This window comes from Streptomyces sp. Y7 (assembly GCF_043195415.1).
GTDB lineage: Bacteria > Actinomycetota > Actinomycetes > Streptomycetales > Streptomycetaceae > Streptomyces.
The window spans coordinates 1-25365 of record NZ_JBIDDQ010000034.1; the positions used below are offsets into that span (position 1 = coordinate 1).

The following is a 25365-nucleotide window of genomic DNA, read 5'->3' on the forward strand; positions in this document are numbered from 1 at the left end:
CCGGCGTTGGTGCCCCGGCAGACGGAGCCGGGGGCCCCCCCCCCCCGGGGAGGGGGGTGGAATCGCGTAGCAATCTGCCGTACGGCGGCGCCCTGGGTCCATCGAGGATTTCTTAAGCGCCGCCACAGCTTTCCTTCACGCCCTGCCCGGGTGTCCGCCGGCGGCCTCCGAGGTGCGCGATCGGCGCGGGCCTAGTCGAGGCGGGAGACCTGGTAGTGGCTGATGTACCAGTCGTCGCCGACGCGGGTCACGAGAACCGCGAGCTTGACGTCCAGCGCGGGCCGGTCCGTGAAGGAGAACCGGACGTCCAGGTACCCGAGGACCAGACCGTCGGCAGGCTGCCTGGTCTCCAGGACGGTGTAGTCGGCCCGCAGGCCGAGCGGCTGCGAGGCGTAGTACTCGGCCACACCCGCTCGGCCGACCGTGTAGGGGTGCAGCCCCTGGAAGACGGCGTCCTCGGTGAACAGGGCCGCGACACTGTCGGGCCGGTGCCCGTCGACACCGTCCTTCCACTGGTCGAGGACACCGCTCAGGATCGCCTTCGCGTCCTTGGTGGTGGTCATGTCCGCTCCTTGGCTCTTTCCTCGGTCGATCTCACGGCGTTCGATGTCGTTGTTCTGACGGGTTGTCAGTGTCCGGCGCTCATGCCGCCGTCGACGTGCAGGATCTCGCCGGTGACGAAGGGGGCCGTCTCCAGGTAGAGCACGGCGTCGACGATGTCGGAGACCTCTCCCATCCGCCCGACCGGGTGCAGGGCGGCGAGGAAGTCGTGGGTCTCCTCCGCGTGCATCGGTGTCTTGATGGTGCCGGGCGACACCGCGTTGACGCGGATGCCACGCGTGGCGTACTCGACGGCGAGGGACTTGGTGGCGGCCTGCACACCGCCCTTCGTCAACGACGCGAGGACGGACGGCACCCTGGCGTCCGCGTTGTCGACCAGGCTGGTGGTGACCGACACCATGTGGCCGCCGCCCTGGGCGAGGAGGTGCGGCACGGCCTGCCGGGTGAGGTGGAAGACGCCGGTCAGGTTGATCCCGGTCACGGCGGCGTAGTCCTCGTCCGTGTACTCGGTGAACGGCTTGGCCACGAAGATGCCCGCGTTGTTGACCACCGTGTCGATCCGGCCGAACCGCTCGACGGCGGCGGCCACCACCCGCTCGGCGGTGGCGGGATCGGCGATGTCGCCCCGCACGGTCAGGACGTCGGTGTCGTCGACGGGGTCGATGGTGCGCGAAGTGGCGACGACGGCGTACCCGAGCTTGCGGTACCCCTCGACGAGGGCGGCGCCGATGCCCTGCGAGGCGCCGGTGACGATCGCGACCTTCTGCTGCCCAGTGCTGCTCATGATGACCTTCTCCGAAGCTGATGACCGGTCACTAGCCGACCGGTCGACTATGTGGAAGGTAGGTCGGCCGCACGGCAACGTCAAAGGTCAGAGGCGGTTCGCGCGGGACCCGTTTCCTCCCGGGTGGGAGGCACAGGCTCCCAGCACAGGTCAGCGCCGAAGTGCGTGCGGATCGCCCGCCGGCAGCCAAGAGTCGGGGGTGTGGATGCCGAGGTCACCGACGCCGTCGCACAGGGCGTCGGCGACGGCCAGGACGCCGGCACGCGACTCGCTCGCACGCCACACCAGGGACCAGGTCCACCACACCTGTGGCCCGACGACCTCCCGACGGACCAGGTCGGACGGCAGCGCGGCGGTCTGCCCCTTGGGCGAGTTGAGGACGGGCCGGGTGCAGCGGCGGACGTGATCGAAGAAGGCGGGCCCGGTGACGGCCCCGTCGGAGATACGCACGGCCCGGGAGCCGGTGTCCCGCGTCAGCTCTTCGGCGTACGCGTTCCAGGACGCCCAGGAGGTGACGTCGTCGTCGATCAGGACGTCGGTGTCGCCGGCCGCCACGTCGCGGGTCTCCGTGCCCTTGGCCACGGCGTAGAGCCGGTCGGCGCCGATGAGCCGGGCCCGCAGACCGAGCCGCTCCAGGTCCTCGGTCCGCACCCAGCACACGGCGAGGTCCAGGCTGCCGTCCGCGACCCGGGCGGCCTGGGTGTGGGAGGGCGCGACCCACGCGTCCACGTGCACCCGGGCCACCGAGGCGGTCCGCGAAGTCAGGTCCGCGGGAAGCCAGTTGACGTATCCCAGCCGCACGGACTCCGAGCCCGCCAGCCGGCCGGCGCGCCGCTTGAGGTCGTCGGCGCGCTCCAGCAGGGACCGGGTGTGCGGGAGCAGCGCGGCGCCGGCCGGGGTGAGGGAGACCGAGCGGCGGTCGCGGTCGAACAGCCGCACGCCCAGGTCACGTTCGAGCGCCTTGATCTGCTGGGAGAGCGAGGGTCCCGCGATGAGCAACCGCTCGGCGGCCCGGCCGAAGTTCAGTTCCTCGGCGACGGCGACGAAGTACCGCAACTGACGCAGCTCCACGGCGGTCATGCTACGCGCGCCGGGAGGCTGCGCCTCTCAGCACGGAGAAAGCGGATCGTGGCATCCGCGCAGGTGACGTGCGCACCATGGGACCAGTCCGGCCGCCGTCGGCGCACCGCGGCCCGCCCCGGAGGAGAGATCATGCGCGAGTTCCTGGTCGAGATCACCACCACCGTCCCCGAAGGCACCGATCCGAAGGAGGTCGACCGACGGCGGGCCGCCGAGGCGGTCCGCGCCGCGGACCTGGCCGCCACCGGGAATCTCGCCCGGCTGTGGCGCCCCGTGGGCGAACTGCGCAGCATCGGCGTGTGGCGGGCCACCGACGAGGCGGAACTCCACGAGAAGGTCCTCGGCTCACTGCCGCTGCGGCCCTGGATGACCATGAAGGTCACACCGCTGGAGTCCCACCCCAACGACCCGGCCCGGGTCGACGGCTCCCGGTGACCGCCCCCGGCGTCGTCCGCCCCGTCCCGCCCTGGCCCCATGTGGCACGGCCCGCCGCCGGGCTCGCGGCGGGCATGGACGTCGGCCGCTTCGCCCACCCGCCGATCCTGCCCCTGATGCACGCCCTCGTGGTCCGCACCGCCGCCGTGCTGAGAATCGGGTTCCCGCACCACATGGTGGTAGTACGGCACACGGCGCCCGAAGGACAGCGAGAATCGGCGTAGGACGTCCGGATCGCCGAGGAACAGCGTCGTTGCGCGCCACGCTCGGCCGACTGACCAGGAGCCGCTCATGAACACCGCAAGGGATCTCGCCATAGTCACTCTGGACATGGCGCCGGACCACACAGTGGAACAAGGCGATCTGTCCCTCGCGCTCGCGGCGGCGGAGGTGTTCGACCTCCTCGACGCCCGCGCCCTCGTCCTGGACGGTGACCTGATCACCCCCAGCGCGCAGGCGCCGACGGGCGACCGTCTGCTGGACGAGGCCGCATCGGCACTCGTACGACTGGAGCCGTACGAGTCGGTCGAGGACTGGCTGTGGCGCCGTGGCCGGGGCCTTTCCACGGCCTACCTCGACGATCTGGAGCGCGTGGGACTGACGACCCGGGCACGGGGTCCCCGGTTCGCGCTGCGGGCCGCTCCGACGGTGCCGGTCGACTCGGCGGCCCGGCGTCAGGCCGAGGAACGCTGGACCTCGGGCGAACCGGTGCTCGCCGCCCTCGGTACCGCTGCCGGAATCCGTGAGGAGTCGGACGACGTCGACGACAAGCTCACCGACGAGACGGTCACGACCGTCCTGGCCGCCCTCGGCAACGCCGTGATGGAACTGGAGGCCGTACGGCAGCGGCGGGCCATCGAGGACGCCGCGTTCGACAACGTGTGGCGGGGCTACTGACGGCCGGGCGGGGCCGGCGGTCAGCGGGCTCCCAGCAACGCCCGGCAGTTGTTCCACAGTGGGGTCAGGCGTTCCGTGCTGTTGTACAGCTTCGCGAACATCACCTGGCCCTCCAGCTGTGCCACCACCGCCCGCGCCGCCTCGCGCGTGTCCGCCACGGTGACGTCGCCGCGCTCCCGGGCCTCCTCCACGACCCTCTCGACCATGTCGGCCTGCGCGTCGAAGATCTCCTGCAGCCGTGCGCGGACCGCCTCCGTCTGGTTGCTCAACTCCAGCGTCAGATTCCCGAACAGGCAGCCCGACACGGTCCCGCAGCCCTCCTGGACGGCACGCTGGCCGGCCTGGGTCTCCTCGAACAGTCGCCGAAGCCGCTGCAGCGGCTCCCCGTCGCCGTCCAGGACCCGCGCCCAGTCACGCCGCTGCGCAGCCCAGTGCTCGTCGACGACCGCGAGCGCGAGGGACTCCTTGGACTCGAAGAAGTAGTAGAAGCTGCCCTTCGGCACCCCTGCCGCCTTGCAGATCTCGGCCACTCCCAGCGCGGAGTAACCACGTCCCTCGATCAGCGAGCGCGCGGCGGCGAGGATCTTCTGCTTGGCATCACTGGTGCGTCCCACGCGGCAAGTGTACGTAGTACTGGACCGGTCGACTAGAAGTCGGGGCCACGCCAAGCCGGAGCGTCGGCGTCACCGCCGGTCGACGCCACGGACGCCACGGACGCCGAGGGTGCCCACGTCAGAGCAGCGGCAGCCCGTCGGCCTCCCGTCGCTCCAGCCGGGCCATCAGGTCCACCGCGGACGCCTTGATGGTGTCCAGGCCCGCCCTCCCCCACGGCCGCGGCTCCACGTCCACGACGCACACGGTGCCCAGAGCCATCCCGGTGCTGTCGATGAGCGGCGCGCCCATGTAGGAGCGGATCCCGAACTCGTCGACGACCGGATTCCCGGCGAACCGCGGATAGTCGCAGACGTCCTCCAGGACCAGCGCCTTGCGTCGCACGACCACATGGGGGCAGAACCCATGGTCGCGCTCCATATGGCGCCCGAGCTCCGGCTTGGCGTCGTCGGCCCGCGTGAGGGTCACCCGGTGCCGTGCGTGCAGGCCCGCGAAGAACTGCCGGTTCTCGTCGATGAAGTTGACCATGGCGTACGGCGCCCCGGTGAGCTCGGCGAGATGGTCCGCGAAGACATCGAGGGCCGGGTCGGCATGGTCCCCCAGTCCCAGCCGGAGCAACCGCTGGGCGCGGGCGGGGGCCTCCTTGTCCTCAGGGGTCAGCAGCAGTCGAGCAACCGGGTGGGGTGGGCCGTAGCTCATGGGCGGATTCCGTCCCTGTGGGCGTACGTCATATGCGGCTCCGTGCGGGTGTGTGCGGCTGTCACATGTGGGCGCCATGGCTTGGCGCGGGTGCCGGCGTGTGGGCGATGAGGTGCCGCACCAGGGTCAGCAGGGTCTGCACGCCGGAGCTGGAGATCCGGGCGTCGCAGCGGACGATCGGGATCTCCGGGTCGAGGTCGATGGCGGCGCGGACCTCCTCCGGGTCGTACCGGTAGCCGCCGTCGAACTCGTTGATCGCGACGATGAAGCCGAGGCCCCGCTGCTCGAAGAAGTCGACGGCGGCGAAGCAGTCCTCCAGGCGCCGGGTGTCGGCGAGGATCACCGCGCCGAGCGCGCCCTCGGAGAGTTCGTCCCACATGAACCAGAACCGTTCCTGGCCGGGGGTGCCGAACAGGTACAGGACGTGTTCCGGATCGAGTGTGATGCGGCCGAAGTCCATGGCCACCGTCGTCTCGACCTTGTTCTCGACCCCTTCGAGGCTGTCGGTCGCCGCGCTGACCGTGGTGAGCAGTTCCTCCGTGCTGAGCGGCGCGATCTCGCTGACCGCGCCCACGAAGGTCGTCTTGCCTACCCCGAACCCTCCCGCCACCAAGATCTTCAGTGCGGTGGGGAAGGGATCAGAGCTGTCGTCGTAGTCCATCGAGCACTGCCTCCAGAAGGGCCCGGTCTGTCGGGTTGTGGTGGAACTCGGGGGGCTTGGTGGTGAGCGCCCCGCAGTCGACGAGGTCCGACAGCAGCACCTTGGTGACCGCCGCCGGCAGCTTCAGGTGCGCGGCCACCTCGGCGACCGAGACGGGGGCGCGGCACAGGTCGAGCGCCAGCTCGTGCTCGGGGCCGAGATAGCCGAGGGGGGTCGCCCCGGTGGCCATCACCTGCGACATGAGGTCGAGCGCGACGGTGGGCCTGGTCCGGCCGTTGCTGACCGTGAAAGGGCGCACCAGCCGACCGGCCGCGTCGTCGAGCCAGGGCCCGTCGCCGGCCGCCGTCATGTTCAAGGCCTCAACGCCGAGGGGTCGACCGAGTGCTGCCGGGGTGCGGTGACCAGGTACGGGCGGACGCTCTTGACCAGCATCGCCATCTCGTAGCCCAGCACCGCCGCGTCGGCCTCGCGGCCCGCGAGCACGGCGAGACACGTGCCGGACCCGGCCGTGGTCACGAAGAGCAGGGTCGAGTCGAGTTCCACGACGACCTGGCGCACCTCTCCCCCCTCGCCGAACCGGACGCCGGCGCTGCGGCCGAGGGAGTACAGGCCGGACGCCAGGGCGGCCATGTGGTCGGCGCTGTCCGGGTCGAGGCCGTGGACCGACTTCACGAGCCCGTCGCAGGAGAGGAGCACCGCGCTGGTCGTGTGCGGTACGCGCTGGACGAGGCCGCTCATCAGCCAGTCGAGATCGGAGACATGGGCGGTCGGCGCTTCGCTCGCCATGGTGGATCGACTCCTTGAGGTACGAAGGTCTGCGGGAGCGCCGGGGTTGGGGGTGGTCAACCAGGCGGACTTCGAACTGGTCACGGTCGTGGTCATCCGGCTGGTGCGCTCCCGTCAGGCCAAGTGGTGTGGTCGGTACCGGGCATGGGCCCGGGGTGCGGCTCGGTCATATGGGCCGGGTCCATGGGCGAGGCGTCCATGGAGGGCCGGGTCGTCATAGGGGTCACGTCCATATGGAGTGCATCCAGGGACGTCGGGCCCAGGCGTGTGGGCTGCGAGCCAGCCCTGTCCGGGCTCGTCGGCTCCGGACGGCCGGGCGCCGGGCGTACGGACTCCAGACGGGTGGGCTGGGAGACCAGGGGGCCGGGGTGGGTCGACTCCGGCGTGGGTGACGTGGTCTCGGACGTCATGTGGAGTGAAGAGGTGTGGGCGGGAGTGATCCCGTGCGTGGTGGAGGTGTGCGCCGAGTCCATGTAGCCGACGCCCATGTGGCCCGTACTCATGTGCCTCGTGCCCGTTTGACCCGTGGCTGTCTGACCCGTGGCTGTCTGACTCGTGGCTGTAGGGCTCGCGCCGGTGTGGCTGGTGCCGGTGCTGGTGTGGCCCGAGGTGGTGTGGCCCGTACTCGTGTGATGCGTGCCCGAGCCCGAATCCGTGTGGTCAAGGCTCGTGTGGTCGGAGACCACACGGTCGGTCTCCATGTAGGCGCTGCCCCTGTATTCCGCATCCACATGCTCGGCGTCCTCTTGCGCCGACTCCATGTGCTGCTGCGTCTCGGCCAGTCCGATCCCCCGCTGGAAGGCAGCCATCAACCCCGGGTCGTGCCCGGCCAGTTGGTCGGACTCCTGCCGTGGTGCGGGACCACCACGGAGCTGGGGTGCGATGTGCTCCTGGGCGCGGCGACGCGGGAGCTGCGGTTTGCCCATGGTGCCGCGGACGGTGCTGACGCGCGGGGTGGGCGGTGTGCCGGCGTTCTCCTCGACGCGTCGGCGTTCGTCGGGCCTGATGCCGGGCACGGCTTCGGCCGGGTTGGCGCGTTCCCCCTGGGCGCCGCGCACGGGCAGCGGCGCCGGCCCCGTGCCGTTCGCCCTCGGCGCCGCGCCGCGGGCCCCGGCCTGCGGCTCTGGCCGGCGCGGTGTGCCGTGTGACGCCGCCGGCGGTTGGGACGCCCCTGCCGCGCCCCGCTGCGGACCATTCTCCGCCTCGAGCGACGCGGCCGCGGCGTTCGACCCGGCCGAGGAGGCGTGCCGACGCTGCTGAGGCGGCACCGGCGCCTGCTGCTGACGTGTCTGCGGCGGGGACGGCGCCGGAGTCTGCGGCGGCAGGGCCGTACCGGCCACGCCCTGCGGCTCCTGTCCCCGGCCCGCCCCTGCCCGGCCTCCCGGTTCGTTCCCCAACAGCCCCTGCGGCACGACCAGTACGGCCTGCACACCGCCGTAGATGTTGGTCTGGAGGCGGACGTGGATGCCATGGCGCTTCGCGAGCTGCGACACGACGAACAGGCCGATGCGCCCGTCCGCCAGCAGGCTGGCGACGTTGACCTGGTCGGGGTCGGTGAGCAGGGCGTTCATGCGGTTCTGCTCTCCGACGGGCATGCCGAGTCCGCGGTCCTCGACCTCCACGGCGAGCCCCGAGGTCACGAGGTTGGCCCGGAGGAGCACCTGGGTGTGCGGCGCGGAGAACACCGTGGCGTTCTCGACCAGTTCGGCCAGCAGGTGGATGACGTCGGCGACGGCGTGCCCGCGCAGGGTGCCGTCGATGGGCGGTACGAGCTTCACCCGCGAGTACTGCTCGACCTCGGCGATGGCCGAGCGCAGCACCTCGGTCATGGAGACCGGGTTGCTCCATTGCCGGCGGGAGACAGCACCGCCGAGGACGGCGAGGTTCTCCGAGTGGCGGCGGATGCGGGTGGAGAGGTGGTCGACGTGGAAGAGGCCCTTGAGCAGGTCGGGGTCCTCGATCTCGTTCTCCAGCTCGTCGAGGATGGAGATCTCCCGGTGCACCAGCGACTGCAGGCGCCGGGCGAGATTGACGAAGACCTCCAGCTTCTGTTCGCTGCCGGCCTGGGTGGAGAGCTGGGCTGCCTGGACGACGGCGGTGACGGCGCCGTCGTGGGCGCGGGCCAGGTCGGCTGCGAGCAGTTCGAAGTCGTCGGCGCCGTCGGGTGGGCCGCTGCGGGACCTGCGCTTGGGCGGTGCTTCGCCGCGTCGCATGGTGTCGACCAGGGTTCGCAGTTCGGCCTCGCCGCGTGCGCTGCTGCGGCGCAGTGCGCGGATGCGGTCGCTCACGGATCTGGCGGTGCGGTTGGCGGCCACGGCGGCGATCAGGATGCCCGCGAGGATGACCGAGACCGCGCCGGCGAGCACGGCCCACAGGGCGAGGCTCGGCCGGGTGCCCGTGGAGCGGACCATGAACAGCACGGCCGCACTGGCGCTGAGGGTCACCGCGATGGGTGGCAGCAGGGCCAGCCGCAGCAGTTGGGGCCGTATATGGGTCTCGGGCAGCGCGGTTGCGGTGCGGGCGGCCGGGCGCCCGTGCCGCCCGCCCTCACGGCGGTCTGCGCGTGCGGCCGGGGCGCGTAGATGAGACATCGGGGTCCTCGTACTGGTCCGTCGGTCGGGGGCCTGGGGATGCGCGCGGTCTGCGCGGCCCGGGCGTGCGCCATCGCGATGTCGGTCGACAGAGCCGACGAATTCGGCTCCGCGTCGCCCGACGGACACTGACAGTAGTCGCCTTCGCATCAAGTGCGGTGGGCAGTTGACAAACTCCCGCAGGCGGCGTCCCGCTCTGGTATGAGGCCTCGTACGGCCGAGCGATAACCCGTCACACCGTTCGCCCACAAGGAGCAATCGAACGATCGGACCTGGTCAGAATTGGTCACGAGGAAAGGTCGAGGGGCGGGGCACTTTCCGTGCCCCGCCCCTCGATCACGTCCCGTTTCCCGGCCCCCGACCGCCCCGGTGGGGACGTTTCAGCACCTGGACGGCCGGACACCGCCACCCCCAGAACATCACGGACAGTAGCGGCGCGCGGTGCCGGGCAGGCACCCGTACGCACTCCCACGCGCCCCGCGTGAAACACCGCTCGGGGGCGCCAAAGGCGAACCTCGCGCCCCTTCGGGCCGTCCCCGACGGTGGTCGCGTCAGGAGACGGTCGTGCCGTCCGGCGCCGGCGCCACCGGCGGCCACGCCGGCCAGCCCTCGGCGGGCGCCTGGGCGACCTCTCGCCACCACGGCGTCACGGGCGTCAGGGAAGCCGGTTCGAAGGGCTCGCCGCAGCGCGGCGCCGCCATGGTGACCCCGGCCTTGTGGGTGGCGCGCATCATCCACTCGCCCGGCTCCGCCCACGGGTGCGGCGCCAGGTTGAAGGTCCCCCAGTGGATCGGCAGCATGGCGCCCGCCGTCGGATCGCCGCCCTGAAGGTCGAGATGGGCACGGACGCCCTCGTCCGGCGTCATGTGGATGTCGGGCCAGAAGTCCGAGTAGGCGCCGACCTGGATCATCGTGGCGTCGAACGGGCCGTACTCGGCGCCGATGTCCTTGAAGCCCTCGAAGTAGCCGGTGTCCCCGCTGTGGTAGATCCGGTGCTCGTCGGAGGCGACGGTCCAGGACGCCCAGAGGGTGTGCTGGGTGTTGCGCAGGCCGCGACCGCAGAAGTGGCGGGCCGGGGTGGCCGTCAGGGTGAGCCCGCCGACCTTGGTCGCCTCGTGCCAGTCCAGCTCGCGCAGCCGGTCGGCGGACACGCCCCAGTGTTCGAGGTGGCCGCCGACGCCGAGCGGTACGGCGAAGAGCGTGTCGGTGCCGGCCAGCGCCTTGATCGTGGGCATGTCGAGGTGGTCGTAGTGGTCGTGCGAGATGACGACGACGTCGACAGGGCCGAGCGCGGCGAGCGGCAGCGGCGCCGGGTGCAGCCGTTTCGGCCCGGCGAAGGGGAACGGGGAGCAGCGCTCGCCCCACACGGGATCGAACAGGACCCGGTGGCCGTCGATCTCCGCGAGGATGCTGGAGTGCCCCATCCAGGTAAGGCGCAGCCCTGTGGCGGGCGGCTTGGCCAGTTCCGCGTAGGTGGTGGGGTGCACCGGCACGGTGCCGTTCGGGGTTCGGCGGGGCCGGGAGTCCTTGTCGAAGAAGACCTTGGCGAACTCCAGCATCGACCCGGACGGCCTGGTCCGGGCCTCACCCCCGGGATTCTGGAAGACCCCGTCCTTGAAGTGCGGTGATCTGCGGATACGCGCCATGCGCTCACCGCTCGGATCCACGCCGAAGGCCTCGGGCCGCAGGGCACGCAGCCCAGCGCTCGGAAGACGGAAACCGGCCACGGTACCTCCAGCGGGATTCGGTGAGGAGTTCCATTATGAGCGGCCCCACCGACACCCTCGGATCACCCCTGGTCGAGAAGGGCCTCATGCCCGATCCACCTTGCCCCGCACCCTCGGGTCCACAAAGATCCATCCACCACATTGACATGTCCCCACCCCCCTTCGATACTGACTCATCGTTCAGTAGCCATCGGCCCGCGACCTCGCGCCAGGCCCCGTCCCAGGGCCCCCACCTCAGGCCCCTCGCCCCGGGAGGCCGGCCTCCCCTACCCCGGAGATCCCATGACCGCCCCTCCCCGCCCGGCCACCCCGCTGCTGTCCCTCACCTGGACCGACCACATCACCGGCCGTCAGGGTTTCCTGGTCGTCGACCGGCTGGTGCGCGGGGTTGCCAGCGGCGGGCTGCGGATGCGGCCGGGGTGCACGTTGGAGGAGGTCACCGGACTCGCTCAGGGCATGAGCATGAAGGAGGCCCTGCACTACGACCCGGAGGCACGGTACGTCCCTCTGGGCGGGGCCAAGGGCGGCATCGACTGTGACCCCCGGGACCCGGAGGCGTACCCGATCCTGGTGCGGTACCTGCGGAGCATGCGGCCGTACATCGAGAGCTTCTGGGCCACGGGCGAGGACCTCGGCCTCGCCCAGGACGTGGTCGACCGGGCGGCGGCCGAGGCGGGGCTGGTCTCGTCCGTCCAGGCCGTGTACCCGCTGCTCGACGACGAGGTGGGTGCCCGCCGGCGGCTCGCGGAGGCGTTCGCGGTCGAGGTCGACGGCATCGGGCTCGACGAGCTGGCCGGCGGCTGCGGGGTCGCGGAGTCGGTGCTGACCGCGCTGGACCGGGCCGAGGTGCCGTACTGGCGGACGCGAGTCGCGGTGCAGGGCCTGGGAACGATGGGAGGAGCGACGGCTCGCTTCCTCACGCGCGCGGGGCTGACGGTCGTGGCCGTCGCCGACATCAAGGGCACGATCGCGAACCCGGCCGGGCTCGACATCGAGAGCCTGCTGGCCGCCCGCGACGCGTACGGCACCGTCGACCGGTCCGCGCTGCGCCCCGGGGACCGCGAACTGCCGGGCGACGCCTGGCTGTCGACCGAGGCGGAGGTACTGGTGCCGGCCGCCGTGTCGTACGTGATCGACGGAGCGAACCAGGGCCGTGTCACCGCGCGTTGGATCGCCGAGGCGGCCAACATGCCCGTACGACCCGACGCGGAGGAACTGCTGGCCGCGCGGGGCGTCACCGTGCTGCCGGACGTCGTCGTCAACTCGGGCACGAACGCCTGGTGGTGGTGGACGCTGTTCGGGGACATCGGCCCGGACGCGGACGAGGCGTTCGCCCACACGCGTCGCTCGATGCGCGCCCTGACCGACCTCACGCTGGCCCGCGCCGAGGCCGACGGAACGGCGCCGCGGGCCGCCGCGCACGCCATCGCGGCGGACCGGCTGCCGTTGATCACCGAACGGTTCGGCTGGCACCGGTGACGGCCGCCGCCGGGACCAGGCCGGACCGGGCGCCCGGGACCGGACGGTGACGAGGCTTTAGGGTGACGACGTGGCAAGAGTGCGGTTGAGCGTGGCGGAGCGGCGTGAGGAGTTGCTGCGTGCCGCCGTCGAGCAGATAGAGGCGCGGGGCGTGGCGGCGGTCAGGATCGCCGACGTGGCCTCGGTGCTCGGCGTGAGCAACGCTCTGGTGCTGTATCACTTCGACACCAAGGAAAAGCTCGTCGCGGCCGCGTTCACCCATGCGGCCGAAGGCGACCTGGCCCATCTGCGCCGCCTCCTCGGGCGCCGCACGACGGCACTGCGGCGGCTGCGGGCCGCCGTGCGCTGGTACGCGCCGACCGGCCAGGCCAAGGGCTGGCGGCTGTGGATCGAGGGCTGGGCGGCGGCGCTGCGCGAACCCGCGCTGCAGGAGGTCACCCGGGACCTCGACCGGCAGTGGAAGGGGGCCATCACCGAGGTGATCGCCGAGGGCGTCGCCGCCGGGGAGTTCCAGTGCCCCGACCCCAACGGCACGGCCCTGCGCCTGACGGCCCTCCTCGACGGGCTCGCCGTACAGCTCACGTCGTACCCGGGCGCGATCTCACGCGTGCGGGCCCAGGAGTGGGTGGACGAGGCGCTCGCCCGGGAACTCGGCTTGGAGCGGAAGGCGTTGACGGCTTCTCACCGGTGAGGGTGTGTGCCGTGGGGACATGTGCCGTCACGACATGTGCCGGGACGCCATGTGTTGGCGCGCCATGTGCCGGGACGCAGTGTGCGGCGACGCCATGTACGGCTTCGCGGTGTGTGGCGACGCCATGTACGGCTTCGCGATGTGCGGTGACGCCATAGGGCGCCACTCGACACACCCCTCCACCCGTCCGTGGGTCCGCACTGTGCGCGACGACCGCATGCGTCCGGGCCGCACCGATCAGCCATCGGTACGGCCCGGACGCATCGGCCACTCGCAGTCCGCGATCCGCTCTCAAGCCACCGATCGGATCCGCATCTTGATGTCGTCCGGGGACAGCGCGCCCTTGGCGGTCACATGGTCCCCCGACGATTCACCGCGCAGTCGCCGGCCGATCCACGGCACCAGGTACTCCCGCGCCCAGTGGACGTCGTCCCGGCGCACCTCGAGGGTGCCGCGGGGCGGGAGCGGCGGCCACGGCTGGTCCGGGTCGGCGGGGATCTCCAGACCGAGGACCTGGCCCGCGCGGAGCGCCACACGTGTGTGGCCCTCGGGAGACAGGTGGAGCCGGTCGCCATCCCAGGCGCGGCGATCCTGAACGGTCTTCAGGGACCACAGGTCGAGCACCGGGCAGCCGTACCGGTCGGCGATGGCCCGCACATGCCCGTTGTACGTGGCGATCTTGCCGCGCAGGTGCCTCAGCACGGGCACGCCACGGGTGTCGAAGCCGGTCGTCACCATGACGGTGCCGACGGCCGAGGTGAGCCGGACGATCGCCCGTTCGAAGCGCTCGGCCACCTCATCGGGGTCGGTTCCGGGTCGGATGATGTCGTTGCCGCCCGCACAGAACGAGACCAGGTCCGGGGCCAGTTCGGCGGCCCTGGGAAGCTGGTGCTCGACGATCTGGTCGAGCAGTTTGCCGCGCACGGCGAGGTTCGTGTAGTTGAAGTCGCCCTCGGGGCGCCGGTCCGCGAGGAGAACCGCGAAACGGTCGGCCCAGCCGACGAAGGCCCCGTCGGGGCCAGGGTCGCCGACGCCCTCGGTGAAGCTGTCCCCCACCGCAACGTACGACCCGATCACTGCACTGCTGTCACTCTTCGAATCGTCTGCCACATCGGCACATGATTCACCTTTGAATGTGACCTACGCGACCGTAGGAAAGGGTTGACGAGCGGTGAGATAAGCCACTCCTAAAGTGTTCGCCAAACGTGGAATAACCCTTTCAACAGGGGTGTTGTGGGCGCAACATGCCGAAGGCCGGACCCGGGGATCGGGGTCCGGCCTTCGGCCGCGTGTCAGGCAGGTGGTTCTCGCGTGGACGCGCGTCAGCCGATGGCGACGCCCTTGCCACGCAGGTAGGCGACCGGGTCCACGTCCGAGCCGTAGTCCGGCGTGGTGCGGATCTCGAAGTGCAGGTGCGGGCCGGTGACGTTGCCGGTCGCGCCGGAGAGGCCGATCTGCTGGCCCGCGGTCACCGTCTGGCCGCTGGAGACCGAGAGCGAGGACAGGTGGGCGTACTGGGCGTAGTAGCCGTCGGCGAGCTGGATGACGACCTGGTTGCCGTACGCGCCGCCCCAGCCGGCCGAGACGACGGTGCCCGCGCCGACCGCCTTGAGCGGGGTGCCGGTCGCGGCGGCGAAGTCGACGCCGGTGTGGTAGCCGCTGGACCACATGCTGCCCGCGACCTTGTAGCCGGTGCCGAGGGAGGCGCCGGACAGCGGAGCGGAGAAGCCGTTGACCGTGCTGGTGGTCTCGGCGGCCGTGGTCGCCTTCTGGGCCTTCTTCGGCGTGGAGGACTTCGTGGTGGGCGCGTCCTTCTTGGACGACTCGGACGCCGAAGAGGGCTTGGAGGGCGACGACTTGGGGGCGGTCGTCGCGGCCTTCTTGCCGCCGAGGGCGAGCTTGAGACCCGGGTGAATCAGCGACGGGTCGGAGCCGACGGCGTCACGGTTGTCGGCGTAGAGCTTCTTCCAGCCACCGCTGACGTTCTGCTCGTCGGCGATCTTCGAAAGGTAATCGCCGACCTTCACCGAATAAGTCCGTACGCCCGACTTCTTCTGGGCGGCCTTCTTCTCGACGGCCTTCTGGCCGGCGACCGGAAGGGACTGAACGGCCTTTTCCGAAACGGACTGCGACGGAGCGGCGTGGGCGCCGGCGGCTCCCATCAGGGGCAGAGCGAGGGCGGCGCCACCGGTTCCGGCGACGGCGATGGAGCGCGTGAAGCGCAGGGACTTCGGACGGCGATGCTTACCCTTCGCGGGCATGACGAATTCCTCTCCGGCGCCTGCGAGGTGAGCTGTCGGGTGCGGGCTGGAGATGCCCGGCCGCGCCATGGCGCGACTTGACCCCTAGCCGTTCCGGAGACCGGAACAGGCGGTTCTACCTGTGGGTCCCCCGCTCCTGCCGTGCACGGGTGAGTTTGCGCGGAATCCGAGCGGCGGCAGGATTGGGCGTCCGTCCGGATTGGTCGTGAACGTAAGCGAGGAAGACGCATGGGAACAAGTGAGGGGTTCCGTCCGAATGCGTTCCTCTTGATCCCTTGTGGGAATTAGCCGTCACCGTGCGTGAAATACGGGAGTACCGCCCGACTCAAAGCCCCTTGAAAAGTGCATGAATTACGTGAACATGACGGGCGACGCACCGTCACGGATATGACGCTCCTCACGTGACGCCGCTCCAGCTTTCTTTATTGCAGGCCGAGTTGGAAGGAAGGCGCCAATTCGGACAGAACACCTAGATGCGACGGAGTCGAATAACTGCCGCATCAAGGTCACCGTGCAGACCGGTCCGCAGTCCGTGATGTACCAGTACGGCACCTCGGTGAATTTCGCCCGTTTCAAGGCATTCGTAGGTCGATGCCGGATCCAGACCTTGCAGTCGCAGCGCCGGAAGAGGCTCCCCGAAACGCTGCGCCTGAAGCCAGGCGAGGACCACCGTCTCGCCCCCGAGCACGTACTGCACCGCACTGAGCCCACCCCGCGGAGGCCGCAGCCGATAGAGGTCACCGCGCTGGACCAAGGACCGGATCTTCTTGTAGAGGGCCACCCACTCCCCGGCCTCGGCGAGCTCCTCCTCGGTCCATTGCGTGAGGTCACCGCCGACCCCGAGCACCCCCGCCATCGCGCTCACGAACCGGAAGCGCAACGAGCTCGCGCGGTGGTTGAGCATGGCGTTCGGACTGTCGGTGACCCAGGCGGCCATGGCGCGGGCGGGATGGATCTGACTGAAGCCGTGCTGGATGGCGAGCCGGTCGAGGGGGTCGGTGTTGTCCGAGGTCCACACCTGGTCCGTGCGGCCGAGCACGCCGAGATCGACCCGTCCGCCGCCGCCCGAGCAGGACTCGAAGGCGACGCCGGGGTGAGCGGCGCGCAGCCGGTCCAGCAGGCCGTACAAGGCTCGCACATGGTCGACCCACAGACGCTGCGGATACGCCTCACCGGGCCAGCCGGCGTCGCTGAAGCAGCGGTTGAAGTCCCACTTCACATAGTCGATCGGGGCACTGGAGAGGAGCCCGTCGAGCTGCGCCCACAGGTACTCCTGAACGTCGTCGCGGGCGAGGTTCAGCACCAGTTGATTACGGAATTCCGTCCGCTTTCGTCCTGATTGATACTGAACCCACTCGGGATGTCCCCGATACAGGTCGCTGTCCGGATTGACCATTTCCGGCTCGACCCAGATGCCGAACTGCATGCCGAGCGTGTGCACGTACTCGGCGAGCGGCCGGAGGCCGGAGGGGAAGCGGTCGGGGTTCGGCGTCCAGTCGCCGAGCCCGGCGCGATCGCTGGTGCGCGTCCCGAACCAGCCGTCGTCCACGACGAACAGCTCGACGCCGATGGCCGCGGCCCGGCGCGCGAGGAGACTCTGCTGCTCCTCGGAGATGTCGAACTCCGTCGCCTCCCAGGAGTTGAACAGCACCGGCCGGTCCCGGTCGGCGTCCGGGATCACATACGCGCGCTGGTACGCGTGCCAGGCCCGGCTCGCCCCGCCGAAGCCGCCGTCGCTCCACAGACCCGCGAACACGGGAGAGGTGAAGGACTCCCCCGCCGCCAGCCGCAGCAGGCCCGAGTCGTCGTACCCGGCGCCTCCGGAGATCTGCACGCGCGCGTCCGGGAGCTGGGCCACGGCGATACGCCAGGACCCGGACCAGCCGAGCGCGCAGCCGTAGACCTCGCCGCGCTCCTCGGTGGCGTCCGTGTCGAGCGCGACCCAGGGCAGGTGCTGGTGGCCGGTGTGTCCCCGGCGGCTGCCGATGACCTTCTCGCCATGGGTGAGCGGGGCCTGCGCGAGCCGTGACTCGGCGCCCCAGCGGCCGTGCAGCTGGGAGAGCCGCCAGCCCTCCCGGTCGGGCAGCGTCCACGTGGCGGAGTCGGCGCGCAGCAGCTCCAGGCCGTCCCCCTCGTTGTCCAGGGTCACCCAGCGCTCGACGACGTCCTCGCGCATCCGGTAGTGCAGCGTCACGTTCAGCCCGCCGTCACGAAAGCGCAACCGCAGTTCGTCACCCTCGGACTCGTACCGCTCGAAGCTCCACTCGGTGCCGCGCCGCTCGTCGGTGCGCACGGACAGGGCGGGCCGTACGAAGCGGGGGCCGCCCTCGACCGGGTACTCCTCACGTCCGTCGAGCGGGGACTCGAAGGGCCAGTACTGCGGCAGCGGGCGGACGGCGAGGGCCTCGGCGTCGGCGAGTGCGATCCGCGGGCCCCAGTGGAGGTGCAGCAGTTCGTCGCCGTCGGTCAGGTGGACGGCGTAGCTGCTGCTCGGCCCTGAGAGGAGCCAAGTGCGGCCGTGGTTGGAGATCTCCAGCATCAAGCCCCCACAGAGACGAACAGGTGCGATCAAGTACCAACATCATCAAGGGCCGTGCGGCCCCGGGGCAACGCCTGTGGACAACTCATTGCCCCAGGAATCCATGTCGTATGGTCGAGAGCGCACCCCGACGGCCGCATCGCCGAGCCGCGCCGCCGGGGACGACTGGGAGGAGCCCCCGTGACGCAGCAGATCCCGTCGACCGAGCCCGAACTGGCCGGGGTTCGCAACTTCCGTGATGTGGGCGGCCTGCCCACCGTGGACGGACGACGGGTGCGGCACGGCGTGCTGTTCCGCAGCGGCCACCTCGCCCACGCGACCGCCGAGGACGCCGACTTCCTCGGTTCGCTGGGGCTGCACACGATCTTCGACTTCCGCAACGCGGCCGACCAGAAACTCGAAGGACCCGACATCGAGCTGCCGGGCGTGCGCAACGTCAACCTGCCACTGTCCGACCCCGCGGACGGCGCGGAGTTCTGGAAGATGGTCCGGGACGGCGATCTCGACCAGCTGCGCGGCATACTGGCCGACGGCAAGGGCGCGAACCGGATGATCGTCTCCTACCGCTCGATCATCAAGGAACGCACCGGCGAACACTCCCAGGTGCTGCACTCGCTCGCCGAGGACAGCGTTCCGGCGCTGATGCACTGCGCGGCCGGCAAGGACCGCGCGGGCCTGTCCATCGCCGTGACACTGCTGGCTCTCGGCGTCGAGCGCGACGCGATCGTCGCCGACTACCTGGAGTCCAACGCCAAGCACCGCCGCTACAAGGTGCGCCGCAGCGGCAGCGACGCCTCCGCGTACTCGCCGGAGGTCATGGAGCTGCTCAGCCCGCTGTTCGACGCGCGGCCCGAGTATCTGACCGCGGCGTTCGAGACGATCGAGGAGACGTGGGGCGGCGTCGACACCTACCTGGAGCAGGGCCTGCGGCTGACCCCCGAGGCCCGGGAGCTCCTGCGGGATCGGCTGCTCGACTGACGGTCCGCCCACGCGGGCAGGGACCCGACTACTCGGCCGGTGCCGGTGCCGGCACCGGTACCGATGCAGACGCCGACACCGGTACTGACGCCGAACGCCGCCGCGTGCCGCCTGCTACTGCGCGCCCGCCTCGAACAGGAGGTAGATGAAGGCGGCGAAGACGTGCCCCACCGCGATGTAGATGATGAGCCGCACCCACAGGGCACGCGGGAACTTCTCCTCCATGTCAGCCATGACTCTCTCCAGGGGTGGGGCCCAGGCACAGGGTGGCCGTGGGGCTCTGCAACAGGGTGTGGACGAACAAGAGCTCGACCCCGCCCGGGTCCAGGGCGGCGATGCGGTGCGGGGTGAGCGAGTCGAAGTGCGCGCTGTCTCCGGGCGCGAGCCGGTGCGTGGTGTCCCCGAGGCGCAGCCGCAGCCGCCCTTCGAGGACGTAGAGCCACTCCTCGCCGGGATGGACCCGCACGATGTCGCCCTGCGAACCGTGCGGCACGTGGACCCGCAGGGCCTGCATCCCGCGCCCGGGCGCGCCCGCCTGCCAGTACGTCCAGCCGCCCGCGGCGGTGGGTTCCATGTCGGCGGCCCGTACGACGGCGTCCCGGTCCGCGACCGACTCGCCGAGCAGGTCGGAGACCGTCGTACCGTAGGTACGTGCGAGCGCGAGCAGCATCGGCAGCGAGGGCTGGCGCTGCCCGGTCTCCAGCCGGGAGAGGTGGGCCGGCGACAGCCCGGCGGAACGGGCCGCGGCCTCCAGGGTGAGGGAGGCACGGCGGCGCAGCGCGCGAAGCTGGGGGGCGACGGCGGGCAGGATGTCGTCCGGCCCGTCCGGCGGCTCGGTCTCGGGAGAGCTCATGACTCCCATTGAGCCCTCGTCTTGCCTGGCAGGCAAATTCTTTGCCTCACAGGCAAAACAGCTGGCCGGCGCTTCGCCCTGTGGCCGGGGCTCGCGGCGGATCTCTGGCCGGCCCGGCGTCCCAGCGGTTGGCAACCTCCCGCTGGATCAACCTCCCGGCCCGATGTCCTACCGGTTGGCGACCGCCTGCTTGATCAGCGTCTTGCCGAAGTCCCACATCAGCCCGCCCCCGCTGTGTGCGTCGTCCATCACATCGGTGAAGGCCTCGACGAACCGGTCCACCTCCCGCTCGCCGATGATCAGCGGCGGGATGAGCTTGATCACCTCCAGGTGGTCGCCGGAGACCTGGGTGAGGATCCGGTGCCGCCGCAGCAGTGGGACGACGACCATCTGCGCGAACAGTCCCTTGCGCGCGGCCTGGAGCATGGTCCACCGGCCACGCAGCTTCAGCGAGTCGGGCCGGCCGAACTCGATGCCGATCATCAGGCCCCGGCCGCGGACGTCGGCGAGCAGTTCGTATTTGTCGATCAGCGCGGCGAGCCGGGACCTGAGCTGTTCCCCGGTGGCCCGGGCGTTGGCGACGATCTGCTCGTTCTCCATGACGGACAGCACGGCGAGCCCGGCCGCCATGGCCTGCGCGTTGGAGCCGAAGCTCGCCGAGTGGACCAGTACGCGGTCCATGGACGAGTAGACCTTCTTGAAGATCCAGTCCTTGCCGAGCGTGGCCCCCACCGGCACATAGCCGCCGGAGAGTGCCTTGGCCACGCACACCAGGTCCGGCTCGACGCCCTCCTCGTGCTGGTAGGCGTAGAAGTCGCCGGTCCGGCCGAGCCCTGTCTGCACCTCGTCGGCGATGAGCAGCGCCTTGTGCCGGTGCAGCAGTTCCTGGGCGGCCCGCAGATAGCCGGGCGGCGCCTCGTGCACGCCCTTGCCCTGGATCGGTTCGACGATCAGGGCGGCGACGTCGCCCTTCTTCAGCTCCCGGGCCAGGGCGTCGAGATCGCCGAGGGGCACCGCCGTGTCCGGCAGCAGCGGGGCGAAGCCGTCCCGGAAGCCGGACTCGCCGTTGACGGACAGGGAGCCCGTGGTCAGCCCGTGGAAGGCGTGGTCGCAGTAGAGCACCCTCGGCTTCCCGGTGACGAACCGTGCGAACTTCAGCGCGGTCTCCACCGCCTCCGTCCCGCTGTTGCCGAAGAACACCCGGTCCAGGTGCGGGCTGTGCGTCAGGAGCCGTTCCGCGAGCAGCCCGGGCAGCGGCTGGCAGTCGAAGCGGGTGAGGTCGGCGAGCTGGGCGTCGAGGACGTCGTGCAGCGCCTTGCGGACGACGGGGTGGTGGCGCCCGAGCCCCATCACCCCGAACCCGGCGAGCATGTCCAGGTAGTCGTCGCCGTCCGCGTCCCAGAAGTAGGCGCCCTCGGCCCGCTCGTAGACCTTGTCGAAGCCGATGGTGTGCAGCATGCGCGGGAGCTGGTGGTTCAGGTGCTTCGTGTGCAGCTCGTAGCGCTCGGCTCCGCGCTCGGCGATGAGTCTGCCGAGGTCGAACTCCGTGGTCATTCGGCCTTCTCCTTGACTGACACGACGGTACGACCGTCCTGGACACCGTCGGCCGGGCCGCCCTCGGCCTCCTTGAGAGCCAGGCTGGCGCTGATCCGTCCGGCGACCTCGACGGGCGTGAGCCCGATGTCCGCCAGCACCTCGCCCCGCTTGGCGTGCGCGAGGAACTGCTCCGGGATGCCGAACCGCCGCACCGGCACGTCGACATCGGCGTCGCCCAGCGCGAGAGCCACCGCGGAGCCGACCCCGGACGAGCGGCTGTTGTCCTCGACGACGGCCACCAGCCGGTGCTGCGCGGCGAGCGGTGCGAGCGCGGGGTCGACGGGTTTCACCCACCGCGGGTCGACGACGGTGCAGTTGACGCCGCGGGCCCGCAGTAGCTCGGCCGCCTGGAGGCAGACCGGGGCCATCACGCCGACGGCGACGAGCAGGACGTCCGGCTCACCGGCGTCCCGGTGCAGCACGTCCAGTCCGCCCACCCGGTCGAGCGCCGGAATCGACGGCCCGACGGACTCCTTCGGGAACCGTACGAGTGTCGGCGCGTCGTCGCAGGCCACGGCCTCGCGCAGCTGCGCCCGCAGCTGGTCGGCGTCGCGTGGCGCGGCGATCCGCAGGCCGGGGACGACCTGGAGGATCGACATGTCCCACATGCCGTTGTGGGAGGCACCGTCGGCGCCCGTGACGCCGGCCCGGTCCAGCACGAACGTCACTCCGCAGCGGTGCAGCGCGACGTCCATGAGGAGCTGGTCGAAGGCGCGGTTGAGGAAGGTGGCGTAGATGGCGACGACCGGGTGCAGTCCGCCCGTGGCGAGGCCCGCCGCCGACACGGCCGCGTGCTGTTCGGCGATCCCGACGTCCCAGACCCGGTCGGGGAACCGTTCGGCGAACTTGCCCAGCCCGACGGGGTGCAGCATGGCCGCCGTGATCGCCACGACGTCCTCCCGTTCCTCGCCGATCCGCACGATCTCCTCGCCGAACACCGACGTCCAGGACGGCCCGCCCGACGGCGCGAGCGGCTCGCAGGTCAGTGGGTCCATCACGCCGACGGTGTGGAAGTGGTCCTCCTCGTGGGCGAGGGCGGGTTCGTAGCCGCGTCCCTTCTCCGTGAGGCAGTGGATCAGTACCGGCCCGTGGAAGCGTTTCGCCCGCCGCAGCGCGGACTCGACGGCGCCGATGTCGTGCCCGTCGATCGGGCCGACGTACTTCAGTCCCAGGTCCTCGAAGAGCCCCTGCGGCGCGAACGCGTCCTTGAAGCCCTTCTTCGCGCCGTGCAGGGCCTCGTAGACGGTGGTGCCGACGACGGGCGTGCGCTGGAGCACGTCCTTGCCCCAGGCCAGGACCCGCTCGTAGCTGTCGGTGGTGCGCAGGGTGGCCAGGTGGTTGGCGAGGCCCCCGATGGTCGGCGCGTACGACCGTTCGTTGTCGTTGACGACGATGATCAGCGGACGGTCCTTGGCCGCCGCGATGTTGTTCAGCGCCTCCCAGGCCATGCCGCCGGTCAGCGCCCCGTCGCCGATCACCGCGACGACGTGGCCCTTCTCCCCCTGCACCCGGTGGGCCTTGGCGAGCCCGTCGGCCCAGCCGAGGGCGGTGGAGGCGTGACTGTTCTCGACGATGTCATGCTCGGACTCCTCGCGCGAGGGGTAGCCGGACAGGCCGCCCTTGCCGCGCAGCTTGGAGAAGTCCTGGCGCCCCGTCAGCAGCTTGTGCACATAGCTCTGGTGGCCGGTGTCCCAGACGATGCGGTCGACCGGTGACTCGAAGACCCGGTGGAGCGCGATGGACAGTTCCACCACTCCCAGGTTGGGCCCGAGATGTCCGCCGGTCCTGGCGACCGCGTGCACCAGGAACTCCCTGATCTCGTCGGACAGTTCGCCGAGTTCCGCCTCGGACAGCGCCTTCAGGTCACGTGGTCCCCGGATGCTCTCCAGAATCGTCACGCTCGGGCCCCCTCTCGGTCCGTGCCTCGCTTCAACTCACGGTCACTGCCGGTTTCCCCGTGACCGTGGGGGCGCCCGATGCGGCCCCGTCCTGTTCCATCTGCTCGGCGATCTTCATCGCCTCTTCGATCAGCGTCTCGACGATCTTGGACTCGGGGACGGTCTTGATGACCTCGCCCTTGACGAAGATCTGCCCCTTGCCGTTGCCGGAGGCGACCCCCAGGTCCGCCTCCCGTGCCTCGCCGGGGCCGTTGACGACACAGCCCATCACGGCTACCCGCAACGGCACTTCCATGCCTTCCAGGCCGGCGGTGACCTCGTCCGCGAGCTTGTAGACGTCGACCTGCGCACGCCCGCACGAGGGACAGGAGACGATCTCCAGCCGCCGCTGCCTGAGGTTCAGGGACTCCAGGATCTGGATGCCGACCTTGACCTCCTCGGCGGGCGGGGCGCTCAGCGAGACCCGGATGGTGTCGCCGATGCCCCGCGACAGCAGCGCGCCGAAGGCGACCGCCGACTTGATGGTGCCCTGGAACGCGGGCCCGGCCTCGGTGACCCCGAGGTGCAGCGGGTAGTCGCACTGCGCCGCGAGCTGCGCGTACGCCTCGATCATCACGACCGGGTCGTTGTGCTTCACCGAGATCTTGATGTCCCGGAAGCCGTGCTCCTCGAACAGCGAGGCTTCCCACAGCGCGCTCTCCACGAGCGCCTCCGGAGTGGCCTTGCCGTACTTCTGGAGCAGCCGCCGGTCCAGCGATCCGGCGTTGACGCCGATGCGGATCGGGGTGCCGTGGTCCTTGGCGGCCCGCGCGATCTCCTTGACCTTGTCGTCGAACTGCTTGATGTTGCCGGGATTGACCCGGACGGCCGCACAGCCGGCCTCGATCGCGGCGAACACGTACTTGGGCTGGAAGTGGATGTCCGCGATCACCGGGATCTGCGACTTGCGGGCGATGGTCGCCAGCGCGTCCGCGTCGTCCTGTGTCGGACAGGCGACGCGCACGATCTGGCACCCGGAAGCCGTCAGCTCGGCGATCTGCTGCAAGGTGGCGCCGATGTCCGACGTACGCGTCGTCGTCATCGACTGCACCGACACCGGGGCACCGCCCCCGACCGCCACCGGACCGACCTGGATCTGCCGCGACACGCGTCGCTCGGCGACCGGCCGGACCGGTACCTCGGGGACGCCCAAGGAGATGGCGGTCATGGCGTCACTCCCGGTTTCCGGAGACCGTCTCGCGCATGGCGCGCAGCGACTCCTTCAGCGAGCCCATGGTGGCGAGGACGGCGGTGGGCTCGTAGCCGCAGTGCGCCATGCAGTTGGCGCAGCGCGGGTCCTTGCCTCGGCCGTACTTGTCCCAGTCGGTCTCCTCGATCAGCTCCCGGTACGTCGGGACGTAGCCGTCGCTCATCAGGTAGCAGGGGCGCTGCCAGCCGAACAGGGAGTAGTTCGGGATCGCCCAGGCGGTGCACGGGAAGTCGACCTTGCCCTCGAGGAAGTCGAGGAACAGCGGCGAGTGGTTCAGCCGCCACTTCCTGCGGTTGCCGCCCGCGAAAGCCTTCTTGAACAGCTCGCGGGTCTGCTCGACGCCGAGGAAGTGCTCCTGGTCGGGGGCCTTCTCGTAGGCGTACGCGGGCGAGATCATCATCTCGTCGACCTTGAGGTCGTCGTTGAGGAAGTTGAGCACCTCGATGATGGTCTGCGGGGTGTCGGTGTTGAAGAAGGTCGAGTTGGTGGTGACCCGGAAGCCGCGCCGCTTGGCCTCCTTGATCGCCTCCACCGCCTCGTCGAACACGCCCTCCTTGGCCACCGACTCGTCGTGCCGCTCGCGCAGGCCGTCGATGTGCACGGCGAAGGCGAAGTAGGGCGAGGGCGTGAACTTGTCCATCTTCTTGCGCATCAGCAGGGCGTTGGTGCACAGGAAGACGTACTTCCGCTTGGCCACCAGCTGACGCACGATCTCGTCGATCTGCGGGTGCATCAGCGGCTCGCCGCCGGCGATGGACACCATGGGGGCGCCGGATTCGAGCACCGCTCCCACGGCCTGGGCCACCGGCATGCGCTGCTTGAGGACGCCGGCCGGATGCTGGATCTTGCCGCAGCCCTCGCACTTGAGGTTGCAGGCGAACAGCGGCTCGAGCTCGACGATCAGCGGGAACTTGTCACGCCTGCGGAGCTTCTGTTCGGCCAAGTAAGTAGCGACCTTGATGGACTGACGCAGCGGCATGGCCATCTG

At 70.5% G+C, this 25365-nt stretch carries 25 protein-coding genes and 1 riboswitch; of the genes, 6 read left to right on the top strand and 19 right to left on the bottom strand.

What is annotated here, in order from left to right:
* Positions 1 to 191 precede the first annotated feature (191 nt).
* The 3 genes from ACGFW6_RS40735 to ACGFW6_RS40745 form a co-directional block, all read right to left on the bottom strand.
* Complete coding sequence (locus ACGFW6_RS40735) at positions 192 to 563, bottom strand: YybH family protein (protein WP_393521664.1); 372 nt, start codon at positions 561 to 563, stop codon at positions 192 to 194.
* 65 nt (positions 564 to 628) lie between these two features.
* Positions 629 to 1345 carry an SDR family NAD(P)-dependent oxidoreductase gene (locus ACGFW6_RS40740; protein ID WP_393521666.1) on the bottom strand — a complete coding sequence of 239 codons (717 nt, stop codon included), beginning with the start codon at positions 1343 to 1345 and terminating at the stop codon, positions 629 to 631.
* A 150-nt stretch (positions 1346 to 1495) separates the two neighbouring features.
* Positions 1496 to 2425: a LysR family transcriptional regulator gene (locus ACGFW6_RS40745; RefSeq protein WP_393521668.1), complete on the bottom strand. Its 930-nt coding sequence runs from the start codon at positions 2423 to 2425 to the stop codon at positions 1496 to 1498.
* A 132-nt stretch (positions 2426 to 2557) separates the two neighbouring features.
* Between ACGFW6_RS40745 and ACGFW6_RS40750 the strand changes: the two genes are divergently transcribed.
* The 3 genes from ACGFW6_RS40750 (at position 2558) to ACGFW6_RS40760 (ending at position 3757) form a co-directional block, all read left to right on the top strand.
* Positions 2558 to 2860 (top strand): muconolactone Delta-isomerase family protein, encoded by a 303-nt coding sequence (locus ACGFW6_RS40750; RefSeq protein WP_393521670.1) that lies wholly within the window; start codon positions 2558 to 2560, stop codon positions 2858 to 2860.
* Entirely contained in the window at positions 2857 to 3084 is a 228-nt protein-coding gene (locus ACGFW6_RS40755; protein ID WP_393521672.1) for a hypothetical protein, read from the top strand. The genes ACGFW6_RS40750 and ACGFW6_RS40755 overlap by 4 nt, the downstream gene beginning before the upstream one ends.
* Before the next feature lie 67 nt (positions 3085 to 3151).
* Positions 3152 to 3757 carry a GPP34 family phosphoprotein gene (locus ACGFW6_RS40760; protein ID WP_393521674.1) on the top strand — a complete coding sequence of 202 codons (606 nt, stop codon included), beginning with the start codon at positions 3152 to 3154 and terminating at the stop codon, positions 3755 to 3757.
* 20 nt (positions 3758 to 3777) lie between these two features.
* Here the strand turns inward: ACGFW6_RS40760 and ACGFW6_RS40765 are convergent, their stop codons facing one another.
* The 7 genes from ACGFW6_RS40765 to ACGFW6_RS40795 all read right to left on the bottom strand — a co-directional run bounded on the left by ACGFW6_RS40765 (position 3778) and on the right by ACGFW6_RS40795 (position 10833).
* Entirely contained in the window at positions 3778 to 4371 is a 594-nt protein-coding gene (locus ACGFW6_RS40765; RefSeq protein ID WP_393521676.1) for a TetR/AcrR family transcriptional regulator, read from the bottom strand.
* A gap of 118 nt (positions 4372 to 4489) precedes the next feature.
* A complete protein-coding gene (locus tag ACGFW6_RS40770; protein WP_393521678.1) occupies positions 4490 to 5068 on the bottom strand; it encodes a GAF domain-containing protein in 579 nt (192 codons plus the stop codon).
* Between the two features lie 61 nt (positions 5069 to 5129).
* Complete coding sequence (locus tag ACGFW6_RS40775; protein WP_030956515.1) at positions 5130 to 5729, bottom strand: ATP/GTP-binding protein; 600 nt, start codon at positions 5727 to 5729, stop codon at positions 5130 to 5132.
* Entirely contained in the window at positions 5707 to 6078 is a 372-nt protein-coding gene (locus tag ACGFW6_RS40780) for a DUF742 domain-containing protein (RefSeq protein ID WP_194049910.1), read from the bottom strand. The genes ACGFW6_RS40775 and ACGFW6_RS40780 overlap by 23 nt, the downstream gene beginning before the upstream one ends.
* A 2-nt stretch (positions 6079 to 6080) precedes the next feature.
* On the bottom strand, positions 6081 to 6515 hold the full coding sequence (locus ACGFW6_RS40785) for a roadblock/LC7 domain-containing protein (protein ID WP_393521680.1): 435 nt from the start codon (positions 6513 to 6515) through the stop codon (positions 6081 to 6083).
* A gap of 92 nt (positions 6516 to 6607) precedes the next feature.
* A complete protein-coding gene (locus ACGFW6_RS40790) occupies positions 6608 to 9106 on the bottom strand; it encodes an ATP-binding protein (RefSeq protein WP_393521682.1) in 2499 nt (832 codons plus the stop codon).
* Between the two features lie 551 nt (positions 9107 to 9657).
* Positions 9658 to 10833, bottom strand: coding sequence for an MBL fold metallo-hydrolase (locus ACGFW6_RS40795; RefSeq protein WP_393521684.1), 1176 nt, complete (start codon positions 10831 to 10833; stop codon positions 9658 to 9660).
* Between the two features lie 282 nt (positions 10834 to 11115).
* Here ACGFW6_RS40795 and ACGFW6_RS40800 point away from each other — a divergent pair, with 282 nt between their 5' ends.
* Both ACGFW6_RS40800 and ACGFW6_RS40805 read left to right on the top strand, forming a co-directional pair.
* Entirely contained in the window at positions 11116 to 12312 is a 1197-nt protein-coding gene (locus ACGFW6_RS40800; RefSeq protein WP_393521686.1) for a Glu/Leu/Phe/Val dehydrogenase dimerization domain-containing protein, read from the top strand.
* A gap of 70 nt (positions 12313 to 12382) precedes the next feature.
* Entirely contained in the window at positions 12383 to 13003 is a 621-nt protein-coding gene (locus ACGFW6_RS40805) for a TetR/AcrR family transcriptional regulator (protein ID WP_393521687.1), read from the top strand.
* Positions 13004 to 13294: 291 nt separating this feature from the next.
* Here ACGFW6_RS40805 and ACGFW6_RS40810 read toward each other — a convergent pair whose 3' ends face one another.
* From ACGFW6_RS40810 to ACGFW6_RS40820, 3 genes are all read right to left on the bottom strand, one after another.
* Entirely contained in the window at positions 13295 to 14080 is a 786-nt protein-coding gene (locus tag ACGFW6_RS40810) for an SGNH/GDSL hydrolase family protein (protein WP_393521799.1), read from the bottom strand.
* A gap of 245 nt (positions 14081 to 14325) precedes the next feature.
* The gene (locus ACGFW6_RS40815) at positions 14326 to 15264 is read right to left on the bottom strand and encodes a LysM peptidoglycan-binding domain-containing M23 family metallopeptidase (protein WP_393521689.1); all 939 of its coding nucleotides are present in this window, start codon (positions 15262 to 15264) and stop codon (positions 14326 to 14328) included.
* 4 nt (positions 15265 to 15268) lie between these two features.
* A riboswitch (cyclic di-AMP (ydaO/yuaA leader) is annotated at positions 15269 to 15434 on the bottom strand.
* A 299-nt stretch (positions 15435 to 15733) separates the two neighbouring features.
* Positions 15734 to 17803: an alpha-galactosidase gene (locus ACGFW6_RS40820; RefSeq protein WP_393521691.1), complete on the bottom strand. Its 2070-nt coding sequence runs from the start codon at positions 17801 to 17803 to the stop codon at positions 15734 to 15736.
* Between the two features lie 180 nt (positions 17804 to 17983).
* Here ACGFW6_RS40820 and ACGFW6_RS40825 point away from each other — a divergent pair, with 180 nt between their 5' ends.
* Positions 17984 to 18781 carry a tyrosine-protein phosphatase gene (locus tag ACGFW6_RS40825; protein ID WP_393521693.1) on the top strand — a complete coding sequence of 266 codons (798 nt, stop codon included), beginning with the start codon at positions 17984 to 17986 and terminating at the stop codon, positions 18779 to 18781.
* A gap of 114 nt (positions 18782 to 18895) precedes the next feature.
* On the opposite strand, the gene ACGFW6_RS40830 is transcribed toward ACGFW6_RS40825, so the two are convergent.
* The 6 genes from ACGFW6_RS40830 to hpnH all read right to left on the bottom strand — a co-directional run bounded on the left by ACGFW6_RS40830 (position 18896) and on the right by hpnH (position 25362).
* Entirely contained in the window at positions 18896 to 19015 is a 120-nt protein-coding gene (locus tag ACGFW6_RS40830) for a DUF6126 family protein (protein ID WP_393521695.1), read from the bottom strand.
* On the bottom strand, positions 19008 to 19634 hold the full coding sequence (locus ACGFW6_RS40835; RefSeq protein ID WP_393521697.1) for a helix-turn-helix domain-containing protein: 627 nt from the start codon (positions 19632 to 19634) through the stop codon (positions 19008 to 19010). Before ACGFW6_RS40835 ends, ACGFW6_RS40830 begins: the two co-directional genes overlap by 8 nt.
* Positions 19635 to 19802: 168 nt before the next feature.
* The gene (locus ACGFW6_RS40840) at positions 19803 to 21188 is read right to left on the bottom strand and encodes an aspartate aminotransferase family protein (RefSeq protein ID WP_393521699.1); all 1386 of its coding nucleotides are present in this window, start codon (positions 21186 to 21188) and stop codon (positions 19803 to 19805) included.
* Entirely contained in the window at positions 21185 to 23128 is a 1944-nt protein-coding gene (gene dxs / locus ACGFW6_RS40845) for a 1-deoxy-D-xylulose-5-phosphate synthase (RefSeq protein WP_393521701.1), read from the bottom strand. Before dxs ends, ACGFW6_RS40840 begins: the two co-directional genes overlap by 4 nt.
* 31 nt (positions 23129 to 23159) lie before the next feature.
* Entirely contained in the window at positions 23160 to 24335 is a 1176-nt protein-coding gene (gene ispG / locus ACGFW6_RS40850; RefSeq protein WP_393521703.1) for a flavodoxin-dependent (E)-4-hydroxy-3-methylbut-2-enyl-diphosphate synthase, read from the bottom strand.
* Between the two features lie 4 nt (positions 24336 to 24339).
* Entirely contained in the window at positions 24340 to 25362 is a 1023-nt protein-coding gene (gene hpnH / locus ACGFW6_RS40855) for an adenosyl-hopene transferase HpnH (RefSeq protein ID WP_393521705.1), read from the bottom strand.
* Positions 25363 to 25365 lie beyond the last annotated feature (3 nt).

Bases quoted from the DNA above. Each gene is read 5' to 3' on its own strand.
- ACGFW6_RS40740 (WP_393521666.1), bottom strand. From the start codon at position 1,345: ATGAGCAGCACTGGGCAGCAGAAGGTCGCGATCGTCACCGGCGCCTCG.
- ACGFW6_RS40830 (WP_393521695.1), bottom strand. From the start codon at position 19,015: ATGGCTGACATGGAGGAGAAGTTCCCGCGTGCCCTGTGGGTGCGGCTC.
- hpnH (WP_393521705.1), bottom strand. From the start codon at position 25,362: ATGGCCATGCCGCTGCGTCAGTCCATCAAGGTCGCTACTTACTTGGCC.
- ACGFW6_RS40820 (WP_393521691.1), bottom strand. From the start codon at position 17,803: ATGCTGGAGATCTCCAACCACGGCCGCACTTGGCTCCTCTCAGGGCCG.
- ACGFW6_RS40760 (WP_393521674.1), top strand. From the start codon at position 3,152: ATGAACACCGCAAGGGATCTCGCCATAGTCACTCTGGACATGGCGCCG.
- ACGFW6_RS40835 (WP_393521697.1), bottom strand. From the start codon at position 19,634: ATGAGCTCTCCCGAGACCGAGCCGCCGGACGGGCCGGACGACATCCTG.
- ACGFW6_RS40745 (WP_393521668.1), bottom strand. From the start codon at position 2,425: ATGACCGCCGTGGAGCTGCGTCAGTTGCGGTACTTCGTCGCCGTCGCC.
- ACGFW6_RS40790 (WP_393521682.1), bottom strand. From the start codon at position 9,106: ATGTCTCATCTACGCGCCCCGGCCGCACGCGCAGACCGCCGTGAGGGC.
- ACGFW6_RS40735 (WP_393521664.1), bottom strand. From the start codon at position 563: ATGACCACCACCAAGGACGCGAAGGCGATCCTGAGCGGTGTCCTCGAC.
- ACGFW6_RS40770 (WP_393521678.1), bottom strand. From the start codon at position 5,068: ATGAGCTACGGCCCACCCCACCCGGTTGCTCGACTGCTGCTGACCCCT.
- ispG (WP_393521703.1), bottom strand. From the start codon at position 24,335: ATGACCGCCATCTCCTTGGGCGTCCCCGAGGTACCGGTCCGGCCGGTC.
- ACGFW6_RS40815 (WP_393521689.1), bottom strand. From the start codon at position 15,264: ATGCCCGCGAAGGGTAAGCATCGCCGTCCGAAGTCCCTGCGCTTCACG.
- ACGFW6_RS40840 (WP_393521699.1), bottom strand. From the start codon at position 21,188: ATGACCACGGAGTTCGACCTCGGCAGACTCATCGCCGAGCGCGGAGCC.
- ACGFW6_RS40775 (WP_030956515.1), bottom strand. From the start codon at position 5,729: ATGGACTACGACGACAGCTCTGATCCCTTCCCCACCGCACTGAAGATC.
- ACGFW6_RS40800 (WP_393521686.1), top strand. From the start codon at position 11,116: ATGACCGCCCCTCCCCGCCCGGCCACCCCGCTGCTGTCCCTCACCTGG.
- ACGFW6_RS40750 (WP_393521670.1), top strand. From the start codon at position 2,558: ATGCGCGAGTTCCTGGTCGAGATCACCACCACCGTCCCCGAAGGCACC.
- ACGFW6_RS40780 (WP_194049910.1), bottom strand. From the start codon at position 6,078: ATGACGGCGGCCGGCGACGGGCCCTGGCTCGACGACGCGGCCGGTCGG.
- ACGFW6_RS40785 (WP_393521680.1), bottom strand. From the start codon at position 6,515: ATGGCGAGCGAAGCGCCGACCGCCCATGTCTCCGATCTCGACTGGCTG.